The organism is Burkholderia sp. BCC0322 (genome assembly GCF_902833045.1).
Lineage (GTDB): Bacteria > Pseudomonadota > Gammaproteobacteria > Burkholderiales > Burkholderiaceae > Burkholderia.
The window spans coordinates 78,617-100,121 of record NZ_CADFDU010000007.1; the positions used below are offsets into that span (position 1 = coordinate 78,617).

At 65.6% G+C, this 21,505-nt stretch carries 18 protein-coding genes; 15 read left to right on the forward strand and 3 right to left on the reverse strand.

The window, feature by feature from the left end; genetic code table 11:
• Positions 1-62: 62 nt before the first annotated feature.
• Together HWX39_RS21035 and HWX39_RS21040 are read right to left on the reverse strand one after the other, a co-directional pair.
• A complete protein-coding gene (locus tag HWX39_RS21035) occupies positions 63-596 on the reverse strand; it encodes a class IV adenylate cyclase (protein WP_175969809.1) in 534 nt (177 codons plus the stop codon).
• A 136-nt stretch (positions 597-732) separates the two neighbouring features.
• Entirely contained in the window at positions 733-1,632 is a 900-nt protein-coding gene (locus HWX39_RS21040) for a LysR family transcriptional regulator (protein ID WP_175969810.1), read from the reverse strand.
• Positions 1,633-1,803: 171 nt separating this feature from the next.
• On the opposite strand from HWX39_RS21040, the gene HWX39_RS21045 reads away from it, so the two are divergent.
• The 6 genes from HWX39_RS21045 to HWX39_RS21070 all read left to right on the forward strand — a co-directional run bounded on the left by HWX39_RS21045 (position 1,804) and on the right by HWX39_RS21070 (position 8,742).
• Complete coding sequence (locus HWX39_RS21045; RefSeq protein ID WP_175969811.1) at positions 1,804-3,489, forward strand: GMC family oxidoreductase N-terminal domain-containing protein; 1,686 nt, start codon at positions 1,804-1,806, stop codon at positions 3,487-3,489.
• A 458-nt stretch (positions 3,490-3,947) separates the two neighbouring features.
• Positions 3,948-4,727: an ABC transporter ATP-binding protein gene (locus HWX39_RS21050; RefSeq protein ID WP_021160426.1), complete on the forward strand. Its 780-nt coding sequence runs from the start codon at positions 3,948-3,950 to the stop codon at positions 4,725-4,727.
• Positions 4,724-5,479, forward strand: coding sequence for an ABC transporter ATP-binding protein (locus HWX39_RS21055; protein ID WP_174945245.1), 756 nt, complete (start codon positions 4,724-4,726; stop codon positions 5,477-5,479). Before HWX39_RS21050 ends, HWX39_RS21055 begins: the two co-directional genes overlap by 4 nt.
• Before the next feature lie 76 nt (positions 5,480-5,555).
• Positions 5,556-6,755, forward strand: a complete 1,200-nt coding sequence (locus tag HWX39_RS21060; protein WP_175969812.1) for an ABC transporter substrate-binding protein — start codon at positions 5,556-5,558, stop codon at positions 6,753-6,755.
• Positions 6,756-6,883: 128 nt separating this feature from the next.
• Positions 6,884-7,768 (forward strand): branched-chain amino acid ABC transporter permease, encoded by an 885-nt coding sequence (locus HWX39_RS21065; RefSeq protein WP_011350508.1) that lies wholly within the window; start codon positions 6,884-6,886, stop codon positions 7,766-7,768.
• Positions 7,768-8,742, forward strand: a complete 975-nt coding sequence (locus HWX39_RS21070) for a branched-chain amino acid ABC transporter permease (RefSeq protein WP_175969813.1) — start codon at positions 7,768-7,770, stop codon at positions 8,740-8,742. Before HWX39_RS21065 ends, HWX39_RS21070 begins: the two co-directional genes overlap by 1 nt.
• Positions 8,743-9,234: 492 nt before the next feature.
• Here HWX39_RS21070 and HWX39_RS21075 read toward each other — a convergent pair whose 3' ends face one another.
• Positions 9,235-9,537: a hypothetical protein gene (locus tag HWX39_RS21075; RefSeq protein WP_175969752.1), complete on the reverse strand. Its 303-nt coding sequence runs from the start codon at positions 9,535-9,537 to the stop codon at positions 9,235-9,237.
• 336 nt (positions 9,538-9,873) lie between these two features.
• On the opposite strand from HWX39_RS21075, the gene HWX39_RS21080 reads away from it, so the two are divergent.
• From HWX39_RS21080 to HWX39_RS21120, 9 genes are all read left to right on the forward strand, one after another.
• Positions 9,874-11,031 (forward strand): ABC transporter substrate-binding protein, encoded by a 1,158-nt coding sequence (locus HWX39_RS21080; protein WP_175969814.1) that lies wholly within the window; start codon positions 9,874-9,876, stop codon positions 11,029-11,031.
• A 199-nt stretch (positions 11,032-11,230) separates the two neighbouring features.
• Positions 11,231-12,286: a branched-chain amino acid ABC transporter permease gene (locus HWX39_RS21085; RefSeq protein ID WP_175969815.1), complete on the forward strand. Its 1,056-nt coding sequence runs from the start codon at positions 11,231-11,233 to the stop codon at positions 12,284-12,286.
• Between the two features lie 4 nt (positions 12,287-12,290).
• Positions 12,291-14,075, forward strand: coding sequence for a branched-chain amino acid ABC transporter ATP-binding protein/permease (locus HWX39_RS21090; RefSeq protein ID WP_175969816.1), 1,785 nt, complete (start codon positions 12,291-12,293; stop codon positions 14,073-14,075).
• Positions 14,075-14,830: an ABC transporter ATP-binding protein gene (locus HWX39_RS21095; protein WP_175956638.1), complete on the forward strand. Its 756-nt coding sequence runs from the start codon at positions 14,075-14,077 to the stop codon at positions 14,828-14,830. The genes HWX39_RS21090 and HWX39_RS21095 overlap by 1 nt, the downstream gene beginning before the upstream one ends.
• A gap of 599 nt (positions 14,831-15,429) precedes the next feature.
• Positions 15,430-17,400, forward strand: coding sequence for a tRNA uridine-5-carboxymethylaminomethyl(34) synthesis enzyme MnmG (gene mnmG / locus HWX39_RS21100; protein ID WP_175969817.1), 1,971 nt, complete (start codon positions 15,430-15,432; stop codon positions 17,398-17,400).
• The gene (gene rsmG, locus HWX39_RS21105) at positions 17,397-18,083 is read left to right on the forward strand and encodes a 16S rRNA (guanine(527)-N(7))-methyltransferase RsmG (RefSeq protein WP_175969818.1); all 687 of its coding nucleotides are present in this window, start codon (positions 17,397-17,399) and stop codon (positions 18,081-18,083) included. The genes mnmG and rsmG overlap by 4 nt, the downstream gene beginning before the upstream one ends.
• A 56-nt stretch (positions 18,084-18,139) precedes the next feature.
• Positions 18,140-18,919, forward strand: coding sequence for a ParA family protein (locus tag HWX39_RS21110; protein ID WP_175969819.1), 780 nt, complete (start codon positions 18,140-18,142; stop codon positions 18,917-18,919).
• 31 nt (positions 18,920-18,950) lie between these two features.
• A complete protein-coding gene (locus HWX39_RS21115; protein ID WP_175969820.1) occupies positions 18,951-19,844 on the forward strand; it encodes a ParB/RepB/Spo0J family partition protein in 894 nt (297 codons plus the stop codon).
• A 10-nt stretch (positions 19,845-19,854) separates the two neighbouring features.
• Positions 19,855-20,985, forward strand: coding sequence for an SLC13 family permease (locus tag HWX39_RS21120; protein ID WP_175969821.1), 1,131 nt, complete (start codon positions 19,855-19,857; stop codon positions 20,983-20,985).
• Positions 20,986-21,505 lie beyond the last annotated feature (520 nt).

Here is a 21,505-nt window from a genome sequence, read left to right on the forward strand (position 1 = left end):
GCGACCGGGCGGCGGCAGGGGCGAGGGCGGCGCGGGTGGCACTGCGGTAGAGCAGGGCCGGATCAGGTCGCTTCGTGCTGCGTGTCGGCGTTCAGCAGGTCGACGTACGCGACCGCGACGAGATCGTCCTGCGGCACGCCGAGCTTCGCGAACACGTCGTGCGCTTCCGCTTCGCCGCCGGCTTCGTCGTCATCGGGGCCGAGCACGACTTCCAGTTCGATGAAATCGCCGAGGCCGTCGACGCGGTCGAGGTGGATGCGGGTGCGGCCCGCGAGGTACACGTGCCGCTCCTTCGTCACGATTCCGCGCGTGGTCAGCGCGGTGGCGAGCAGCGCGTGCATCGCGTCGGGGTTCGTCACCGGGCTGCGCGTGTAGTACGACGCCTTCGGGCCGTCGCGGTCGTCGCGCTGGTAGAAGATCAGTTCGGCCGGCGTGCCGTCCTCGAAGCGGCGCAGCTTCAGCCTGCCGCGCGGCACGTCGTAGAAGAAATCCTGCTGGCGATAGAAGAGCGGCGCCTCGGTCGCGAGCCTGGCCGCCTGTTCGCGCAGCTGGTCGAATTCGCGGGCGCGGGCTTTGATCTCGATGTTGCGGGCCATGCGGGTCTCCTTCAATCGGGGTCTCGCGGTGTGCGAACGCACAATCTAGCAAAAACGCGGAGACGGTGGCGTGACGACGGGCGGGGGGCGTGGCGAGATGACGCGCCGGGGCGGGCCGCGTCGTCATCAGCCCCGCTCATATCGACCATTGCGCCTCGATCAGCCGTAGCGCGGCCGCGATCGCCGGTTCGTCGCGCCGCTCGGCGAGCGTCACGAACGTCAGTTCGGTGGGCACCGTCACGGGCTCGACGATCGTCAGCGCATGCGCGTGCGCTTCGGCCAGCGCGGTCGAGTCGCGCGCGAGCGTCAACCCGATCCCCGATTTGACGAGATCGAGCATCGACTGCTCCTGGTCGACCTCGGCAACCTTGAGCGGCTGCGCGCCGGCATCGGCGAAGCGCCGCGAAAGCAGCCGGTGGTGCGCGGACGCCGGCGGCGTCCAGATCCACGGCAGCGTCGCAAGCGAACGCCAGTCATGGGCGCGCTGCACGCGCTCCTTCCAGCCGGCCGGCGCGAGCACGCGGTACTGGAAATGCGTGAGCGTGACGGTGTGGAACAGCGCGCCGTCGAGTGGATCGTCCTCGCCCGGCCGGCCGATGTAGTAGCCGACGTCGAGCGCCTGCGTGCGCACCTGTTCGATCACCCAGCCCGACATGCCGTGCCGCAGCGCCGTCTCGATCTGCGGATGGGTTTCGACGAGCGCGCGCAGGAAGCCGCCGAGCCGCAGGAAGCCCGGATCGAGGATCGTGCCGATCCGCAGCCGGCCGCGGACCTCGTGTCGCAGTGCAGCAGCGGCGCGTTGCACGTCGGCGGCCGCGGCGAGCGCCCGTTCCGCATGCGGCAGCAGCGTCTGCCCGTCGCGCGTCAGTGCGAGACCGCGCGACGTGCGCGAAAACAGCGTGACGCCGAGGGTTTCCTGCAGATGCTTGATCTGCAGGCTGACCGCTGGCTGCGTCAGGTGCAGTTGCACGGCGGCGCGCGTCAGGTTGCCTTCGCGCGCGACCGTCGCGAACGCGCGGAGCAGGGTGAGATCCATCGTCGTGATATGAGCGCGGCTTATAACGCAGTTCAGCATAACTCATTGGATCGGCGGCCGGCGGCCGGAGTACGCTTCATCGGCCGTGGCGCGCGGGGCCGCATGCGTGGCGCGCGACACACTATGCTGGAAATGACGCGCGGCGTTGCACCGCGTGACAGGAGACAAACCGTGACGACACAACGCACGCTAGAAGGCGAATTCGATTACGTGATCGTCGGCGCGGGCACCGCAGGCTGCGTGCTCGCGAACCGCCTGACCGAAGATCCCGACATCCGCGTGCTGCTGCTCGAAGCGGGCGGCAAGGACGACTATCACTGGATCCACATTCCGGTCGGCTATCTGTACTGCATCGGCAACCCGCGCACCGACTGGCTGTACAAGACGCAGCCGGAAGCGGCGCTCAACGGCCGTGCGCTCTCATATCCGCGCGGCCGCGTGCTCGGCGGCTGCTCGTCGATCAACGGGATGATCTACATGCGTGGCCAGCGCGAGGATTACGACGGCTGGGCGCAGGAAACCGGCGACGCCGGCTGGTCGTGGGACAGCGTGCTGCCGATCTTCAAGCGCAGCGAGGATCACCATGCGGGCGCGAGCGACGCGCACGGCGCGGGCGGCTACTGGCGCGTCGAGAAGCAGCGGCTGCGCTGGGAGATCCTCGAATCGTTCGCGCAGGCCGCGCAGCAGACGGGTATCCCGGCAACCGACGATTTCAATCGTGGCGACAATACCGGGGTCGGCTATTTCGAGGTGAACCAGAAGCGCGGCGTGCGCTGGAATACCTCGAAAGCGTTCCTGCGGCCCGCGATGGCACGCCCGAACCTGACCGTCATCACCGGCGCGCACGCGCAGCGCGTGATCTTCGACGGGCGGCGCGCGGTCGGCGTCGAATATCACGGTGGCGGCACCGATTACGTTGCACGGGCGCGTTCGGAGGTGCTGCTGACGTCCGGCGCCGTGAATTCGCCGCAGCTGCTCGAACTGTCGGGTATAGGCGATGGCCGGCGGCTGCAGGCGCTCGGCATCGACGTCGTGCAGGATCTGCCGGGCGTCGGCGAAAACCTGCAGGATCACTTGCAATTGCGGATGGCGTTTCGCGTCGAAGGCGTGCGCACGCTCAACACGCTGTCCGCGCACTGGTGGGGCAAGCTGATGATCGGCGCCGAATATGCGTTGCTGCAGCGCGGGCCGATGTCGATGGCGCCGTCGCAGCTCGGCGCGTTCGCGAAATCCGATCCCGACGATCCCGCGCTCACGCGCCCCGATCTCGAATACCACGTGCAGCCGCTGTCGCTCGAACGCTTCGGCGAGCCGCTGCACAGCTTCAACGCGTTCACGGCCTCCGTGTGCCATCTGCGGCCGACGTCGCGCGGCAGCGTGCATATCGCGAGTGCCGATCCGGGTGTGGCCCCCGCGATCGCGCCGAACTATCTGTCGACCGATCACGATCGCCACGTCGCCGCGAACGCGCTGCGGCTCACGCGCCGGATAGCGTCCGCGCCGGCGCTCGCACGCTATCGTCCCGAGGAAATCCTGCCGGGCGCGCAGTACCGGAGCGAAGTCGAGCTGATCGAGGCGGCCGGCGCCATCGGCACGACGATCTTCCATCCGGTCGGCACCTGCCGGATGGGGCGTGCCGACGATGAGCGCGCGGTGGTCGACAGCCGGCTGCGCGTACGCGGCATCGCCGGGCTGCGGATCGTCGATGCATCGGTGATGCCGTTCATTACATCGGGCAACACCAATTCGCCGACGCTGATGATCGCCGAGCGCGCGAGCGACATGATCCGTGCCGATCGCCGCGCGGCGCGCGAAGCGACGCCGGTGCGCACGGAGGCCGCGGCGACACCCGTGTGACGGGAGGCCGACCCGCACGCCAGCGGGCTGTCATGACGACGCCCGCTGATTCGCTATGCGAAACAAGCTGCTGTTGCGGCGCCGGCGCCGATTGTGCCGGTTCGCCGGCAAGATCCATGCAAGCCGTGCAGCCGCACGGCTTTTTTGTTGCGTGCGTGCCGGGCCGTGCCGTGCGGATGGTCAACCGACGACGATGCACGTATCAAAAAAACAAACGCGGTGAAAAACCGTGCATAGCCGCACGCGACATGGCGGCCAGCCCTATAAGTGCAAATCCCGATGATTGCACTGCACCAACGGCGAGACAATGTGGCGCAGCGTGCATACGCGTCGGCGCGGGAGACCACCCGCGAGGCGTAACACGGCGCCCGGGGCAGCCCGCTCATCCGCTGACCTGTTTCGCGGACGCTTCTCGCGAATCTTCCCGGTGCTTCGCCTGACTTCGTACGGAAGGGAACATGATTCTCGGCGACACGATTCTGGAAACACGCGGACTGACCAAGGAGTTCAGGGGTTTCACGGCCGTCAACGGCGTGAACCTGCGTGTGCGTCGCGGTGCGATCCACGCGCTGATCGGACCGAACGGCGCGGGCAAGACCACCTGCTTCAACCTCCTCACCAAATTCCTGACGCCGACGGCCGGCCAGATCGTCTTCAACGGCATCGACATCACCGACGAGCGGCCCGCGCAGGTTGCACGCCGCGGCATCATCCGCTCGTTCCAGATCTCGGCCGTCTTCCCGCACCTGACCGCACTGCAGAACGTGCGCATCGGCCTGCAGCGCGCGCTCGGCACCGAATTCCATTTCTGGCGCAGCGAACGCACGCTGAAGCGGCTTGACGACCGCGCGATGGACCTGCTCACGCAGGTCGGCCTCACCGATTTCGCGCAGGTGCCGACCGTCGAACTCGCTTACGGCCGCAAGCGCGCGCTGGAGATCGCGACCACGCTCGCGATGGAGCCGGAACTGATGCTGCTCGACGAGCCCACGCAGGGGATGGGCCACGAGGACGTCGATCGCGTGACCGCGCTGATCAAGAAGGTCGCGAGCGGCCGCACGATCCTGATGGTCGAGCACAACATGAACGTGATCGCGGGCATCTCCGACACGATCACCGTCCTGCAGCGCGGCGAGGTGCTGGCCGAAGGGTCGTATGCGGAAGTGTCGAAGAATCCGCTCGTCATCGAGGCCTACATGGGCAGCGCCGACGCGGCGCTCGCGGGGGCGCACGCATGAAGCACAGCGAACGGGAGGAACGCGAATTGAGCGGCGTCGAAAGCGGTACGCCCGCGCTGGAGATCACGGGCCTGGAGGCCTGGTACGGGGAATCCCACATATTGCACGGTGTCGACCTGACGGTGCATCGCGGCGAGGTGGTCACGCTGCTCGGCCGCAACGGCGCGGGCCGCACGACGACGCTGCGCGCGATCATGGGCCTCACGGGCCGCCGCAGCGGGTCGATCAAGGTCGCGGGCAACGAGACGATCGGCCTCGCGACGCACCGCATCGCGCATTTCGGTATCGGCTACTGCCCGGAGGAGCGCGGGATCTTCTCGAGCCTGTCGTGCGAGGAGAACCTGATGCTGCCGCCGCCGATCGGATCGCGCGACCACGCGATGTCGATCGACGAGATCTACGCGATGTTCCCGAACCTCGCGTCGCGCCGGCAGAGCCAGGGCACGCGGCTGTCCGGCGGCGAGCAGCAGATGCTCGCGGTCGCGCGGATCCTGCGCACCGGCGCGAACCTGCTGCTGCTCGACGAGATTTCCGAAGGCCTCGCACCGGTGATCGTGCAGGCGCTGGCGCGGATGATCGTCGCGCTGAAGGCGCGCGGCTACACGATCGTGATGGTCGAACAGAATTTCCGCTTCGCGGCCCCGCTCGCCGACCGGTTCTACGTGATGGAGCACGGCAGCATCGTCGAACATTTCCAGGCGGCCGAACTGGAAAGCAAGATGCCGACCCTGCACGACCTGCTCGGGGTGTGACGCCGGCCCGTCTCTTTCGCCGCTAGCCGTGGCGGCTTCGAACAACCACAACGCATCAGAACAACAGGAGACGTCAATGAAAATGAAGACCCTCGCACACGCCTGTCTCGCGCTCGCGACCGCCGTGCTCACCGCTGGCGCCGCGCAGGCCGCGGATACCGTGAAGATCGGCTTCATCACCGACATGTCGGGGCTTTACGCGGATATCGACGGGCAGGGCGGCCTGGAGGCGATCCGCATGGCGGTCGCCGATTTCGGCGGCAAGGTGCTCGGCAAGCCGATCGAGGTCGTCTATGCCGATCACCAGAACAAGGCCGACATCGCCGCGTCGAAGGCGCGCGAATGGATGGACCGCGGCGGGCTCGACCTGCTGGTCGGCGGCACGAACTCGGCCACCGCGCTGTCGATGAACCAGGTCGCGGCCGAGAAGAAGAAGGTCTACATCAACATCGGCGCAGGCGCCGACACGCTGACCAACGAGCAGTGCACGCCGTACACGGTCCACTACGCCTACGACACGATGGCGCTCGCGAAGGGCACCGGTTCGGCGGTGGTGAAGCAGGGCGGCAAGACGTGGTTCTTCCTGACCGCCGATTACGCGTTCGGCAAGGCGCTCGAGAAGAACACGTCGGATGTCGTGAAGGCGAACGGCGGCCAGGTGCTCGGTGCGGTACGCCACCCGCTGTCCGCGTCGGATTTCTCGTCGTTCCTGCTGCAGGCGCAGGCGTCGAAGGCGCAGATCCTGGGCCTCGCGAACGCGGGCGGCGACACGATCAACTCGATCAAGGCCGCGAAGGAATTCGGCATCACGAAGACGATGAAGCTCGCCGCGCTGCTGATGTTCATCGACGACGTGCACAGCCTCGGCCTCGAGACGACGCAGGGCCTGGTGCTGACCGACAGCTGGTACTGGAACCGCGACGCGGCGTCGCGCCAGTGGGCGCAGCGCTACTTCGGCAAGATGAAGAAGATGCCGTCGAGTCTGCAGGCGGCCGACTACTCGTCGGTCACGACCTACCTGAAGGCCGTCCAGGCCGCAGGCACGACCGATTCCGACAAGGTGATGGCCGAGCTGAAGAAGATCAAGGTCAACGACTTCTACGCGAAGGGCTACATCCGCACGGACGGCAGCATGATCCACGACATGTACCTGATGGAAGTGAAGAAGCCGTCGGAGTCGAAGGAGCCGTGGGATTACTACAAGGTGCTCGCGACGATTCCGGGCGAACAGGCGTTCGGAACCAAGCAGGAATCGCGCTGCGCGTTGTGGAAGTAAGCAGGACGTAGCGGCGCGCGCGGGCGCGCCGCTCGGTGGCGGCTGCAGCGATGTGCCCGCTGCGCTGCCCGCGTACGCGACGCATGAAGGTTGCGCACGCAACGAAACTCATTCTGACGGCTAAGTCGATGGAAATTTTTGGCATTCCGTTGCCGGCGATGCTGAGCCAGTTGCTGCTCGGGCTCGTCAACGGCTCGTTCTACGCGATCCTGAGCCTCGGGCTTGCGGTGATCTTCGGGCTGCTCAACGTGATCAACTTCGCGCACGGCGCGCTGTTCATGCTGGGTGCGATGCTCGCGTGGATGGGCCTGTCGTATTTCGGCCTGCCGTACTGGGCGATGCTGGTGATCGCGCCGCTGGTCGTCGGTGCGTTCGGGATCCTGATCGAGCGCTCGATGCTGCGCTGGCTGTACAAGCTCGATCACCTGTACGGACTGCTGCTCACGTTCGGGCTCACGCTGGTCGTCGAAGGCGTGTTCCGGTCGATCTACGGCTCGTCCGGCCAGCCGTACGACGTGCCGTCGCAGCTGTCCGGCGCCACCAACCTCGGTTTCATGTTCCTGCCGAACTACCGCGCATGGGTCGTCGTCGCGTCGCTCGCGGTGTGCCTCGCGACGTGGTTCGTGATCGAGAAGACGCGCCTCGGCGCCTACCTGCGCGCGGGCACCGAGAACCCGAAGCTCGTCGAGGCATTCGGCGTGAACGTGCCGATGATGATCACGCTCACCTACGGCTTCGGCGTCGCGCTCGCCGCGTTCGCGGGCGTGCTGGCCGCGCCGGTGATCCAGGTGTCGCCGCTGATGGGCCAGCCGATGATCATCACCGTGTTCGCGGTGGTCGTGATCGGCGGGATGGGCTCGATCCTCGGCTCGATTGTCACGGGCCTGCTGCTCGGCGTGATCGAGGGTTTCACGCGCGTGTTCTACCCCGAAGCGTCGGCCACCGTCGTGTTCGTGATCATGGCGATCGTGCTGCTGTTCCGCCCGGCGGGCCTCTTCGGCAAGGAAAAATGATGCAGAGAAAAGTGCTCTACGGCGTGCTGCTCGCCGCACTGCTCGCCGCGCCGTTCATCGGCGCGTATCCGGTGTTCGTGATGAAGGTGCTCACGTTCGCGCTGTTCGCGGCCGCGTTCAACCTGCTGATCGGCTATACGGGGCTGCTGTCGTTCGGCCATGCGATGTTCCTCGCGAGCGCCGGCTATGCGACCGGTTATTCGATGCAGACGCTCGGCTTCACGCCGGAGCTCGGCGTGCTGGCTGGTACCGTTGCCGCGACGCTGCTCGGGCTCGTCGTCGGGCTGTTCGCGATCCGGCGGCAGGGCATCTACTTCGCGATGATCACGCTCGCGTTTGCGCAGATGGTCTACTTCATCTACCTGCAGGCGCCGTTCACGCACGGCGAGGACGGGCTGCAGGGCGTGCCGCGCGGCCACCTGTTCGGGCTGCTCGACCTGTCGAACGACGTCGCGCTGTACTACGTCGTGCTGACGGTGGTCGTCGCCGCGTGCGCGTTCATCGTGCGGGTCGTGCATTCGCCGTTCGGCCAGGTGCTCGTCGCGATCAAGGAGAACGAGGCGCGCGCGATCTCGCTCGGCTACGACACCGACCGCTTCAAGCTGCTCGCGTTCATCCTGTCGGCGGGCATCGCGGGGCTCGCCGGCTCGCTGAAGGTGCTCGTGCTCGGCTTCGAGACGCTGTCGGACGCGTACTGGACGATGTCGGGCCTCGTCGTACTGATGACGCTCGTCGGCGGGATGGGCACACTGTTCGGGCCGCTGCTGGGTGCGGCGCTGATCGTCGCGCTGGAAGACCGGCTCGGCGACATCGGCGAATGGCTCGCCTCGGCGACCGGCGTCGCGTGGTTCCATTCGCTCGGCGAATCGGCGACGATCGTCACGGGGCTGATCTTCATCGCATGCGTGCTCGCATTCCGGCGCGGCATCGTCGGCGAAATAGTCGCGCGGATCAGGCCGCTCAGGGCGTCCTGAGCGCGTGCCGCGCGCGTCGCGGCACGTTGATGCGAAGCACCATCCGGTGCGCTGCGAAAGGGCGTCGCAGCGGGCTCAAGTCGGTGCTGCGCGGCACACTGGTGCCCCATTTTCGTGCGGCGATGCACCATAGGGGTAAATGCTAAGTTGCCGTGGTGCTTAAGCCTCTTTAAGATTCACTTTAGTTCTGATGCACCGCGAAACGAATTTGCAGGTGGAGAACGAGGAGACAATCGAGGCACAAAGTGCCCGGACCCCAAAGCGCTGTTGGACGGAATCCAACAGCGCTTTTTCATTTGCGTGCACGGATTTCCGTTGATGGTGCATCGGCCTGCGCAGTGACCTCATTCCGCGCTTGTGTTCGCACCGCGCCTCTTCCGCGCTTCGCCGCGTCCTCCCGTTTTCCGCTTTCCCGCGATTCCTTCGCAAACGATGCGCAGCCGTGCGCTGGCCGTTCGGGCTAACCCGGTTGGCGTGCGCCAAACGCGTCCGTTACACTCGGCTTTCGCCGACCGTGCGGTCGGGAAAATCGGTCGGCAGTTCTCCTACAAGCAGAATGCAGAAGAGGGAGTACGGTTGGATGAGCAGCGCAGGACGATGGATCGGGGCAGGAAGGGCGGCTGGCGCCGTTCGTTCGTCGTGGGGTTGGCCGGTTGTCGCGGAGGCCTTCCCGAGCCGTTCCGCGGCCTGTAGGCGCATTCCGGCGCCATCGCCGGTCGTTGCGTGCGCATCCGTATCGATATCTGCATCCGCATCGGCATCCGTATTCGCATGAGCGGCCGGCTTCCCGATCATGTGCCGCTCGCGCGCCAGGCCGTATCAGGCCAGATCGACGTGCCTTTCCTTGATCGTTGCGCGCACATCGATTGCCCGCGCGATTGCGTATTTTTCCGCGTTCTTCATCCAGACGACACCGCTGCTGCGCATCGTGACAGTCGAACGACCGTTTCGACCGCCGGCCGGTGCGCCCGCGCGCGGTGTCGTCCGGGCGCAGTTGAAGGTGGGGTGTTTCACGGGAAAACGAGCGTAGGCGCGCCAAGGCGAGATAGTTAAATTATTAACTTGTTTTGGGGACCGGGAGCCGCCCGAGCGACCCGTGGCTTTTTCGAGCAGCGTTTGGAGACAACGTAAATGAAGATGAATCGATGGATGGAGGCCGTGCTTGCCGCGGGCCTCGTGTGCGCGGCGGCAACGGCGTCGGCACAGGTGAAGATCGGCGTGACGCTGTCGGCCACCGGGCCGGCCGCGTCGCTCGGGATTCCGGAAAAGAACACGATCGCGCTGCTGCCGAAGGAAATCGCCGGCAAGAGCGTGCAGTACATCGTGCTCGACGACGCATCCGACACGAGCCGCGCGGTGCAGAACGTGCGCAAGCTGATCGATGAAGATCACGTCGACGCGATCATCGGCTCGTCCGTCACGCCGAACTCGCTCGCGATGCTCGATCCCGTGTCGCAGGGCAAGACGCCGACGATCTCGCTCGCGGCGAGCGCCCAGATCATCTCGCCGATGGACGCGAAGCGCGCATGGATGTTCAAGGTGCCGCAGAACGACCAGCTGATGGCCGACGCGATCGCCGGCTACATGGCGAAACACGGTGTGAAGACGGTCGGCTTCATCGGCTTTGCCGATGCGTACGGCGACAGCTGGTACAACACGTTCAACGCGGCGGCCGCGAAGAACGGCTTGAAGGTCGTATCGAACGAGCGCTACAACCGCACCGACGCGTCGGTGATGGGGCAGGTGCTGAAGCTGATGGGCTCGAATCCGGATGCGGTGCTGATCGCCGGCTCGGGCACGCCGGCGGCGCTGCCGGCGAAGACGCTGAAGGAGCGCGGCTACAAGGGCAAGGTGTACCAGACGCACGGCGTCGCAAACAACGACTTCCTGCGCGTGTGCGGCAAGGATTGCGAAGGCGAGATCCTGCCCGCCGGCCCGGTGCTCGTGACCGACCAGCTGCCCGATTCAAACCCGGTGAAGAAGCCGGCGCTCGGCTATAAGGCCGCGTACGAGAAGGCGTACGGTGCGGGCTCGCTGGCGACGTTCGGCGGCCATGCGTGGGACGCGGGGCTGCTGCTGCAGCGTGCGATTCCGGAAGCGCTGAAGAAGGGCCAGCCGGGCACCGAGGCGTTCCGCGAGGCGCTGCGCGCATCGATCGAGAACGTGAAAGACCTGCCCGTGTCGCACGGCGTGATCAACATGACGTCGACCGACCACAACGGCTTCGACACGCGTGCGCGCGTGATGGTGCAGATCGTCGACGGCAAGTGGAAGCTGCAGGCCGAGTAAGCATCACTGCAAACCGGCATGCGCGGCGCGAGTGGCGCCGCGCATGCCGTCGGCATGGGTGCCGGGCCTTACGGGCCGCGCCCGTGCCGCCTGGAACCGCCGGGGCCGCCTGCCCGGCGCCCGACGCGCTGACCTGGCCGTCCGCGCGTCGGCCGTCCCGTCTTTCGTTTCTCCGCAGCATTCTCGATACACGAAACGTATGGATCTCTCGATTGCAGCGATCCTCGCGCAAGACGGCATCACGACCGGCGCCATATATGCATTGCTGTCGCTGGCGCTCGTGCTGGTGTTTTCCGTCACGCGGGTGATCTTCATTCCCCAGGGCGAATTCGTCGCCTACGGTGCGCTGACGCTTGCCGCGTTGCAGGCGCAGAAATTTCCCGCCACCTGCTGGCTGCTGTTCGTGATGGGCATCGCGTGTTTCCTGCTCGAAGTCGGCGGCCTGACCCGGCATCGCGAGCGGCGCCATCAGCTCGGCCGCACGCTCGCGACGCTCGGCAGCCGCTACATCTTGCTGCCGCTCGCGGTGTTCGCGATCACACGCAGCTTCGCCGTGCAGCCGCTGCCGATGCTTGCGCAAATCGCACTGACGCTCGCGATCGTCGTGCCGATGGGGCCGTTCGTCTATCGACTCGTGTACCAGCCGATCGCCGAAGGCACGACGTTGCTGCTACTGATCGTGTCGGTCGCCGTCCACTTTGCGATGGTCGGCCTCGGGCTCGTGATGTTCGGCGCGGAAGGCTCGCGCACCAACGGCTTCTCGGATGCGTCGCTGTCGATCGGCAGCATGAACGTGTCGGTGCAGAGCATCCTGGTCGTCGTGACGGCGCTCGTGCTGATCGGCGCGCTCTACGTGTACTTCGGCCGCACGATCGCCGGCAAGGCGCTGCGCGCGACGTCGGTGAACCGGCTCGGCGCGCGGCTCGTCGGCATCGGCACGACCGAGGCAGGGCGGCTCGCGTTCACGTTCGCGGCGGGGCTCGGCGTGCTGTCCGGGATCCTCGTTGGCCCGCTGACGACGATCTACTACGACTCGGGCTTCCTGATCGGCCTGAAGGGTTTCGTTGGCGCGATCATCGGCGGGCTCGTCAGCTATCCGCTCGCGGCCGCCGGCTCGCTGCTCGTTGGCGTGCTCGAATCGTATTCGTCGTTCTGGGCGAGCGCCTACAAGGAGGTGATCGTGTTCACGCTGATCATTCCGGTGCTGCTGTGGCGGAGCTTCGCCACGCCGCATGCGGAAGAGGAAGAGGAGTGACACGATGAAGACGATGGGACGCAACAAGACCTTCTGGGTGTTTCTCGTGGTGCTGTTCGCGCTGCCGGTGCTGCCCGGCGCGCTGCAGGTGCCTGAATACTGGATCACGCTGCTGAACTACATCGGCCTGTACGCGATCGTCGCGATCGGGCTCGTGCTGCTCACGGGCGTCGGCGGGATGACGAGCTTCGGGCAGGCCGCGTTCGTCGGCATCGGCGCCTATGCGACCGCGCTCCTGACGACGCGCTACGGTGTATCGCCGTGGCTCGCACTGATCGTCGGCGTCGTGCTGACGGCGCTCGTCGCGCTCGTGCTCGGCGCGGTCACGATGCGGCTGTCCGGCCACTTCCTGCCCCTCGGCACGATCGCGTGGGGCCTCGCGCTGTTCTACTTGTTCGGCAACCTCGAACTGCTCGGCAAGTACGACGGGATCAACGGGATTCCGGCGCTGAACCTGTTCGGCATCGAGCTCGACAGCGGCCGCAGCCTGTACTTCCTGATCTGGGCCGTCGTGCTGGCCGCGATCGTGTCGGTGCAGAACCTGCTGAACAGCCGCCCGGGCCGTGCGATCCGCGCGCTGCGCGGCGGTGGCGTGATGGCCGAGGCGATGGGCGTGAACACCGCGTGGATGCGCGTCGTGATCTTCGTCTACGCGGCCGTGCTCGCGGCGGTATCGGGTTTCCTGTACGCACACCTGCAGCGCGCGGTGAACCCGACGCCATTCGGGCTGAACCACGGGATCGAGTTCCTGTTCATGGCCGTGGTGGGTGGTGTGTCGCACGTGTGGGGCGCGGTGCTCGGTGCGGCGATCCTGACCGTGCTGCAGGACTACCTGCAGACGCTGCTGCCGAAGCTGCTCGGCTCGGAAGGCAACTTCGAGATCATCGTGTTCGGCGTGCTGATGGTGCTGCTGCTGCAGTACGCACGCCAGGGCGTGTGGCCGTTCGTCGCCAGGCTGTTTCCGCGCGGGCCGCGTGCGCATGTACCCGAGCACGCGGAGCCGTTGCCGCAACGCGCGAAGCCGAGGGCCGGCGAGCCGTTGCTCGTCGTCGACAACGCGCGCAAACAGTTCGGCGGGCTCGTGGCCGTCAACGACGTCAGCTTCGACGTGAAAGCGGGGCAGATCATCGGGCTGATCGGCCCGAACGGCGCCGGCAAGTCGACCACATTCAATCTCGTGACCGGTGTGCTGAAGCCGACGGGCGGCACGATCACGTTCCGTGGCGAGCGCATCGACGGGCTCACATCGCGCCAGATCGTCCGCCGCGGCATCGGCCGGACGTTCCAGCACGTGAAGCTGTTGCCGGCGATGACCGTGCTCGAGAACGTCGCGATCGGTGCGCACCTTCGCGGCCATACCGGCGTGTGGCGCAGCGTCGCGCGGCTCAATGCCCGTGAGGAAGCGCAGTTGCTGGCCGAGGCCGCACAGCAGATCCGCCGCGTCGGGCTCGAAAAGCACATGTACGACGAAGCGGGCAGCCTCGCGCTGGGCCAGCAGCGGATTCTCGAAATCGCGCGTGCGCTGTGCTGCGACCCGACGCTGTTGCTGCTCGACGAGCCGGCCGCCGGGCTGCGTTACCAGGAGAAGCAGCAGCTCGCTGACTTGCTGCGGCGGCTGAAGGCGGAAGGAATGAGCGTGTTGCTCGTGGAACACGACATGGATTTCGTGATGAATCTCACCGACCGGCTGGTGGTGATGGAATTCGGCACACGGATCGCGGAAGGGCTGCCACAGGACGTGCAGCAGGATCCGGCGGTGCTCGAAGCGTATCTGGGCGGGGTGGAGTGATGACGGACACGACGATACCGATTCTCGACGTGCGCGGGCTGGCGGTCCGGTACGGAAAGGTGGAGGCGCTACACGGCGCGGCGATCAAGGTGGGTGCAGGGCAGATCGTCAGCGTGATCGGCCCGAACGGGGCCGGTAAATCGACGCTGTTGAATGCGATCATGGGCGCGCTGCCGGTGACCGGGCATGCGTCGGGCGCGGTCGTGTATCGCGGTCACGATGTCGGTGCGCTGCCGGTCGAGCAGCGCGTCGCGCGCGGGATGTGCCTCGTGCCAGAGAAGCGTGAGCTGTTCAGCACGATGACGGTCGAAGACAACCTCATACTGGGTGCGTATCGGCGCAAGCAGGCGGGTGAAGCGAACTTCCTCGACCAGCTCGATCACGTCTTCGCGCTGTTTCCGCGGCTGAAGGAGCGGCGCAAGCAGGCGGCGGGCACGCTGTCCGGTGGCGAGCGGCAGATGCTCGCGGTTGGTCGCGCACTGATGGGTAAGCCCGACCTGCTGATGCTCGACGAGCCGAGCCTCGGGCTGGCGCCGCTGATCGTGAAGGAGATCTTTCATATCATCAGCGCGTTGCGCGGCACAGGGGTGGCGACACTGCTGATCGAGCAGAATGCGCGTGCGGCGCTGCAGATCTCGGACTACGGCTACGTGCTGGAGACGGGCGAGTTTGCGCTGGAAGGGCCGGCAGCGGAACTCGCGCAGAATCCGCGCGTGATCGAAACCTATCTCGGGTTGGCGAAGAAAACGGCTTGATCGGGGCGCGCGGTTGGCGGGAAACGGGCGGCGTGTTTCACGTGAAACACGCCGCTTTTGTTTTTGATGCGAGGTGTGATGCCGGCACATCGGCGGTTAACAACCAGGGGATAAGTTGCGGAGGAACAGTCAAAAGCGCTGTGCAGTGGCGATGGGTGCAGGTATCCACAGCGCAGATGGCGATCCGGTTTGCCGTTCGGAGTTGGCCACTCGTCACAGGCCGACGATGTGCCGCGTCACAGGGGATAAGTGTCGAACGAGCCGACGAAAATTCTGTGAGGAAGGGGCGGGCGTGATTGCACAGGGTGTTTCGTCCGCGGTGTTGGGTGGGGCAAAGACCTCGAGCGGGTTGTATGTTCCACGTGAAATTTCCGGACAAATGGATCTCTGCACAGGCGCAACGATGTGCGGCGGGCGGGCCGGAAGCTTTGCGGAAGTGGGCTTTGAATCACGGATTCATCGACCCACCACCGAAAAAAACGACGAAATGCACAGACCCTACCATTCGGTTGGCCTTCGAGTGAAAAGCGAACCCGCTATAATTCGGCCCATACATTTCTCAGATAGGTTCGTGCGCAGTTCTGCGTACGGAATCCACCATGCTTTTTCCCACAGAATTTGACGTCATCGTCGTCGGTGGCGGCCATGCCGGCACCGAAGCGGCGCTGGCGTCCGCCCGCATGGGCGCAAAGACACTGCTGCTGACCCACAACATCGAAACACTTGGGCAGATGAGCTGCAATCCGTCGATCGGCGGCATTGGCAAGGGCCATCTGGTCAAGGAGGTCGATGCGCTGGGCGGCGCGATGGCGGCCGCGACGGACGAGAGCGGTATTCAGTTCCGGATCCTCAATTCGTCGAAGGGCCCGGCTGTGCGTGCGACGCGTGCGCAGGCGGATCGCATCCTGTACAAGGCTGCGATCCGACGCCGGCTCGAGAACCAGCCAAACCTCTGGCTGTTCCAGCAGGCCGTCGACGACCTGATGGTCGAAGGCGACCGCGTGGTGGGCGCCGTCACGCAGATCGGCATCCGCTTCCGCGCCCGCGCGGTCGTGCTGACCGCCGGGACGTTCCTCGACGGCAAGATCCACGTTGGCCTGAACAACTACACGGGCGGTCGCGCGGGCGATCCGGCGGCCGTGTCGCTGTCGTCGCACCTGAAGGAGCTGAAGCTGCCGCAGGGCCGCCTGAAGACCGGTACGCCGCCGCGTATCGATGGCCGCTCGATCGATTTCTCGCAGCTGACCGAACAGCCTGGCGATCTCGATCCGGTCCCCGTCTTCTCGTTCCTGGGCCGCGCGGAGCAGCATCCGCAACAGCTGCCGTGCTGGGTCACGCACACGAACGAACGTACGCACGACATCATTCGTGGCGGTCTCGACCGTTCGCCTATGTATACAGGCGTGATCGAAGGCGTCGGGCCGCGCTATTGCCCGTCGATCGAGGACAAGATTCACCGGTTCGCATCGAAGGAATCGCACCAGATCTTCCTGGAGCCGGAAGGGCTGACGACCAACGAGTTCTACCCGAACGGGATCTCGACGAGCCTGCCGTTCGACGTCCAGCTTGAGCTCGTGCACTCGATGCGCGGCCTCGAGAACGCGCATATCCTGCGCCCTGGCTACGCGATCGAGTACGACTACTTCGACCCGCGCGCGCTGAAGGCGTCGCTCGAGACGAAGGCGATCAACGGGCTGTTCTTTGCGGGCCAGATCAACGGGACGACCGGCTATGAAGAGGCGGCCGCGCAGGGCCTGCTGGCCGGCCTCAATGCGGGCCGCTACGTGCAGGAGAAGGACGCATGGTGCCCGCGCCGCGACCAGGCCTACCTTGGCGTGCTGGTCGACGATCTCGTGACGCGGGGCGTGGCCGAGCCGTACCGGATGTTCACAAGCCGTGCCGAGTATCGTCTCAGCCTGCGTGAAGACAATGCCGACATGCGCCTGACCGAGATCGGCCGCGAGCTTGGGCTCGTCGACGACGCGCGCTGGGACGCATTCAACCGGAAGCGCGACGCTGTTTCACGTGAAACCGAACGCCTGAAGTCGACGTGGGTCACGCCGAAGACCTTGCCGCCGGAAGAGGCGACCGCGCTCCTCGGCAAGGCGATCGATCACGAATACAGCCTCGCCGAGCTGCTGCGCCGTCCGGGTATCAGCTACGACGGCGTGTGCGGGCTGAAGGGCGGCGAATGCGGCCCCGCCGAGCCGCTGACCGACGATCCGGTGCTGCTCGAGCAGATCAAGGAGCAGGTCGAGATCGGCATCAAGTATCAGGGCTATATTGAGCGCCAGGCGTCCGAGATCGAGCGCAACGATGCGAACGAGAATACGCGCCTGCCGGACGGTATCGATTACCGCGAAGTCCGCGGCCTGTCGTTCGAGGTGAGCCAGAAGCTCAACGAGTTCCGGCCGGAGACGATCGGGCAGGCGTCGCGCATCTCGGGCGTCACGCCGGCGGCGATCTCGCTGCTGATGGTGCACCTGAAGCGCCGTGGCCTGGGCCGCCGCAAGGGCACTGCTGAAGCGGCAACGGAGCAGGGGGACGGCGTCGTCCCGACGCAACAATGACGGCGCGTCGCGCGCCGGCGGTTAATCGGGACGTACTGGAACAGATGCTCGTCGAGGGCGCGACGGTGCTTGACCTCGCGCTGACAGATGCACAACGCAACCAGCTGCTCGACTATGTCGCGCTGCTCGGCAAGTGGAACGCGGTCTACAACCTGACGGCGATTCGCGACCCGAAGCAGATGCTGATCCAGCACATCCTCGATTCGCTCTCCATCGTCTCGCATCTGCGTGGCCGGGCATCGGCCCGCGTGCTCGACGTCGGCTCGGGCGGCGGGTTGCCCGGTATCGTGTTGGCGATCGTCGAGCCGGACTGGCAGATCACGCTGAACGATATCGTGCAGAAGAAGTCTGCATTCCAGACTCAGATGCGCGCGGAGTTGAAGCTCGCGAACCTGTCGGTGGTCACCGGGCGGGTCGAATCGCTGCAGCCGGGGGTCGAAGTGCCGGAAAAATTCGACATGATCGTATCCCGCGCTTTCGCGGATCTGTCCGACTTCGTTAAACTTGCCCGACATCTGGTCGCGCCGGGCGGATCGATCTGGGCAATGAAGGGCGTCCGTCCGGACGACGAGATTGCGCGATTGCCGGAAGGTAGCCGCGTGAAGCAGACGATACGGCTGGCGGTACCGATGCTCGATGCCGAACGGCATCTGATCGAAGTGGCCGTCGACGAAGCGAATTGAAGGGCAGGCGCGCAGTAGCGCGCCGTTTGTTTGAAGGTAAAGGGAACACACCAACGATGGCAAAGATCTTCTGCGTTGCAAACCAGAAGGGGGGCGTCGGCAAGACGACGACATCGGTCAATCTCGCCGCAAGCCTTGCAGCGCAGGAGCAACGAGTCCTGCTGATCGATCTCGACCCGCAGGGCAACGCGACGATGGGTAGCGGGATCGACAAGGCTGCTTGCGAAGCGACCGTGTACGAGGTGCTGGTCGACGGCGTCTCGGTGACCGACGCGCGCATACGCCCGGACGGCGTCACCTACGATGTGCTGCCCGCGAACCGCGAGCTGTCCGGCGCCGAGATCGAGCTGATCAACATCGACAACCGCGAGCGCCGGCTGAAGGCCGCACTCGAGCACGTGGCCGACGAATACGACTTCGTGCTGATCGATTGCCCGCCGACGCTGTCGCTGCTGACGCTGAACGGGCTGTGCGCGGCGCACGGCGTCGTGATCCCGATGCAGTGCGAATACTTCGCGCTGGAAGGGTTGTCGGATCTCGTCAACACGATCAAGCAGGTGCACGCGAACATGAACCGCGACCTGAAGATCATCGGCTTGCTGCGCGTGATGTTCGATCCGCGCATCACGCTGCAGCAGCAAGTTTCCGATCAACTGAAAGCGCACTTCGGCGACAAGGTGTTCGACGCGGTGATTCCGCGTAACGTGCGCCTGGCGGAAGCGCCGAGTTACGGGCTGCCGGGCGTCGTGTTCGACCGCAACTCGCGTGGTGCGCAAGCGTATCTCCAGTTCGGTGCCGAGATGATCGACCGCGTTCGCGCGTTCGAGGTGTCGTGATCCGGACATGAGCGAAGCGAGGAAGAAAGACATGAACGCGGTACCAAAGAAGAAGGGCTTGGGACGTGGCCTCGAAGCGCTGCTCGGCGGCAGTGCCGATATCACCGAAGCGGTGAAGATCGAAGGCGCACCGAACACGCTCGCGCTCGGCAAGCTGCAGGCCGGCAAGTACCAGCCGCGGACGCGGATGGACGAAGGCAGCCTGCAGGAGCTCGCGGCGAGCATTCGCGCGCAGGGCGTGATGCAGCCGATCCTGGTACGGCCCATTTCGTCAGACAAATACGAGATCATCGCAGGCGAGCGCCGTTTCCGTGCGGCACGCCTGGCGGGCCTCGATGAAGTGCCGGTGCTCGTGAAGGACGTGTCGGATCAGGCCGCCGCGGCGATGGCGCTGATCGAGAACATCCAGCGCGAGGATCTGAACCCGCTTGAAGAGGCGCACGGTATCCAGCGCCTGCTCGACGAGTTCGGTTTCACGCACGAACAGGCGGCCGAATCGGTTGGCCGTTCGCGCAGCGCGGTGTCGAACCTGCTGCGCCTGCTGAACCTGGCCTCGCCGGTGCAGACGATGCTGCTGGCCGGTGATCTCGACATGGGGCATGCGCGCGCGCTGCTCGCCGTCGATGCCGCCACGCAGATCACGCTCGCCCATCAGGTCGTCAACAAGCGCATGTCGGTACGCGAGACGGAGAAGCTCGTCTCGCACACGACGAAGGAAGCGCCGGCCGTGAAGGCGCGTGCGAAGGACGACGGCGGCCGCGATACGCGCCGTCTCGAGGAGGAGTTGTCCGACCTGCTCGCGTCGACGGTGAAGATCAAACTTGGCCGCCGCGGGCGCGGGCAGGTGACGATCGACTTCGGCAACCTCGACGCGCTCGAGGGCATTCTCGCGCGACTGCGCGGCAACGTTGCAACCGAAGAGTAACGGGCGGCCAATGGAGGAGACGGGCGCGCCGGCGCCGCGAAGGTGGCTCGGATGGCTTGCACAGGAGCCCGTGCTATCGGTGCTCGCGCTGGGCCTGATCCTGCTGCAATGGGTGCGTCCGCAACCATTGTCCGTGTTGGCCGACCGTGTTGACTGGCAGACGGTCGCGACGCTCGCCGGCCTGTTGATGCTGACCAAGGCGCTCGAGTTGTCCGGCTGCCTGATGTGGCTCGCACACCGCATCGTGCATCACGTGCACTCCGAACGCGGCCTGGCGATGCTGCTGGTCGGATTCGCCGCGTTGCTGTCGATGTGGCTCACCAACGACGTCGCGCTGTTCGTCGTCGTGCCGTTGATGGTGTCGCTGCGTGCGCTGACGCCGCTGCCGTTCCGGCGGCTCGTGATCGTCGTCGCGCTGGCCGTCAATGCGGGGTCCGTCGCGACGCCGCTCGGCAATCCCCAGAATCTCTTCCTGTGGCAATTGAGCGGTGTGTCGTTCGGCCGCTTCGTGGTCACGCTCGGGCCGCTCGCGATCGCGCTGATGGCGCTGCTGTTCGTGCTGACGGCATGCGCATTTCGCGCGAAGCCGCTCGACCTGTCCGGCGATGCCGTCGCCATTCCCGTACAACGCATGCACGCGCTGATCGCGGCGGTGCTGTTCGCGGCATTCGTGCTGCTCGCCGATGCACACCATCCGCTGCCGGGCCTAGTTGCCGTCGCGATCGTGCTGCTTGTCGTAAAACGTGACGCAGTCCTGAAGATCGACTGGCTGCTGCTACTGATTTTCGTACTGATGTTCGTCGTGCTGCGCAGCGCGGCTGCGCTGCCCGTCATCCATGACGCGATTGCGCATGCGCGCCTCGATTCATCGCTGCGCATCTTTGCGGCCGGTGCCGTGCTGTCGCAGGGCATCAGCAACGTGCCGGCCGCGATCCTGCTGTCGGAGTTCACGCGTGACTGGCGCGCGCTCGCGTTCGGCGTATCGGTCGGCGGATTCGGCTTCGCGATCGGCTCGCTTGCGAACCTGATCGCGGTGCGTCTCGCGAAGGAGCCGCGCATGTGGCTGCCGTTCCACCTGGTCTCGATTCCGTTCGCGCTCGCAAGCGCGGCACTCGGTGCATGGCTGCTCGTTCACGGTTGAGCGATGCGGGTGTGCGTGGCACAGGCGTGCCACTCGGGCGGTGGGGCGGGTGCACAGCATTCGTGCTGGTGCGGGCTGTTGATAAGTGCGGCAAGCCACAGTCGATCGACTGTGGTGGCATGACAACTGATTGGATGGTTCGATGCGTCAGCGTCGGTCCCAATTTCACGCAACAGGCGCGGCCGGGTGGCCACAGTGTTTCGTCTGCTCGGGGTGTCATGCGGAGCCCGAGCCCGGGGCTGCGTCACAGCGTGGATCTTGGGTGGTGATCGTGCCGCTCCGCCGGCGCCCGCACCGGGCATCGTTTCCTCGCCATTTCCTCGTCGCCGGATTTTTTCGAGCAAGAAATACCGGCGCCAAAAAGCGACCTTACAACTGTCATCGTACGTCGTCGAATCGCGCGTTTTTCACATGATGAGGCGTCGTTTTACGCAGGTTTTTGTCGCGTCTAAAGCCTTGAATCACTTGCAACTATCGCTTACAATCGCCCGGATTTGTTAGCTAGGCACCCCTGAAAGCT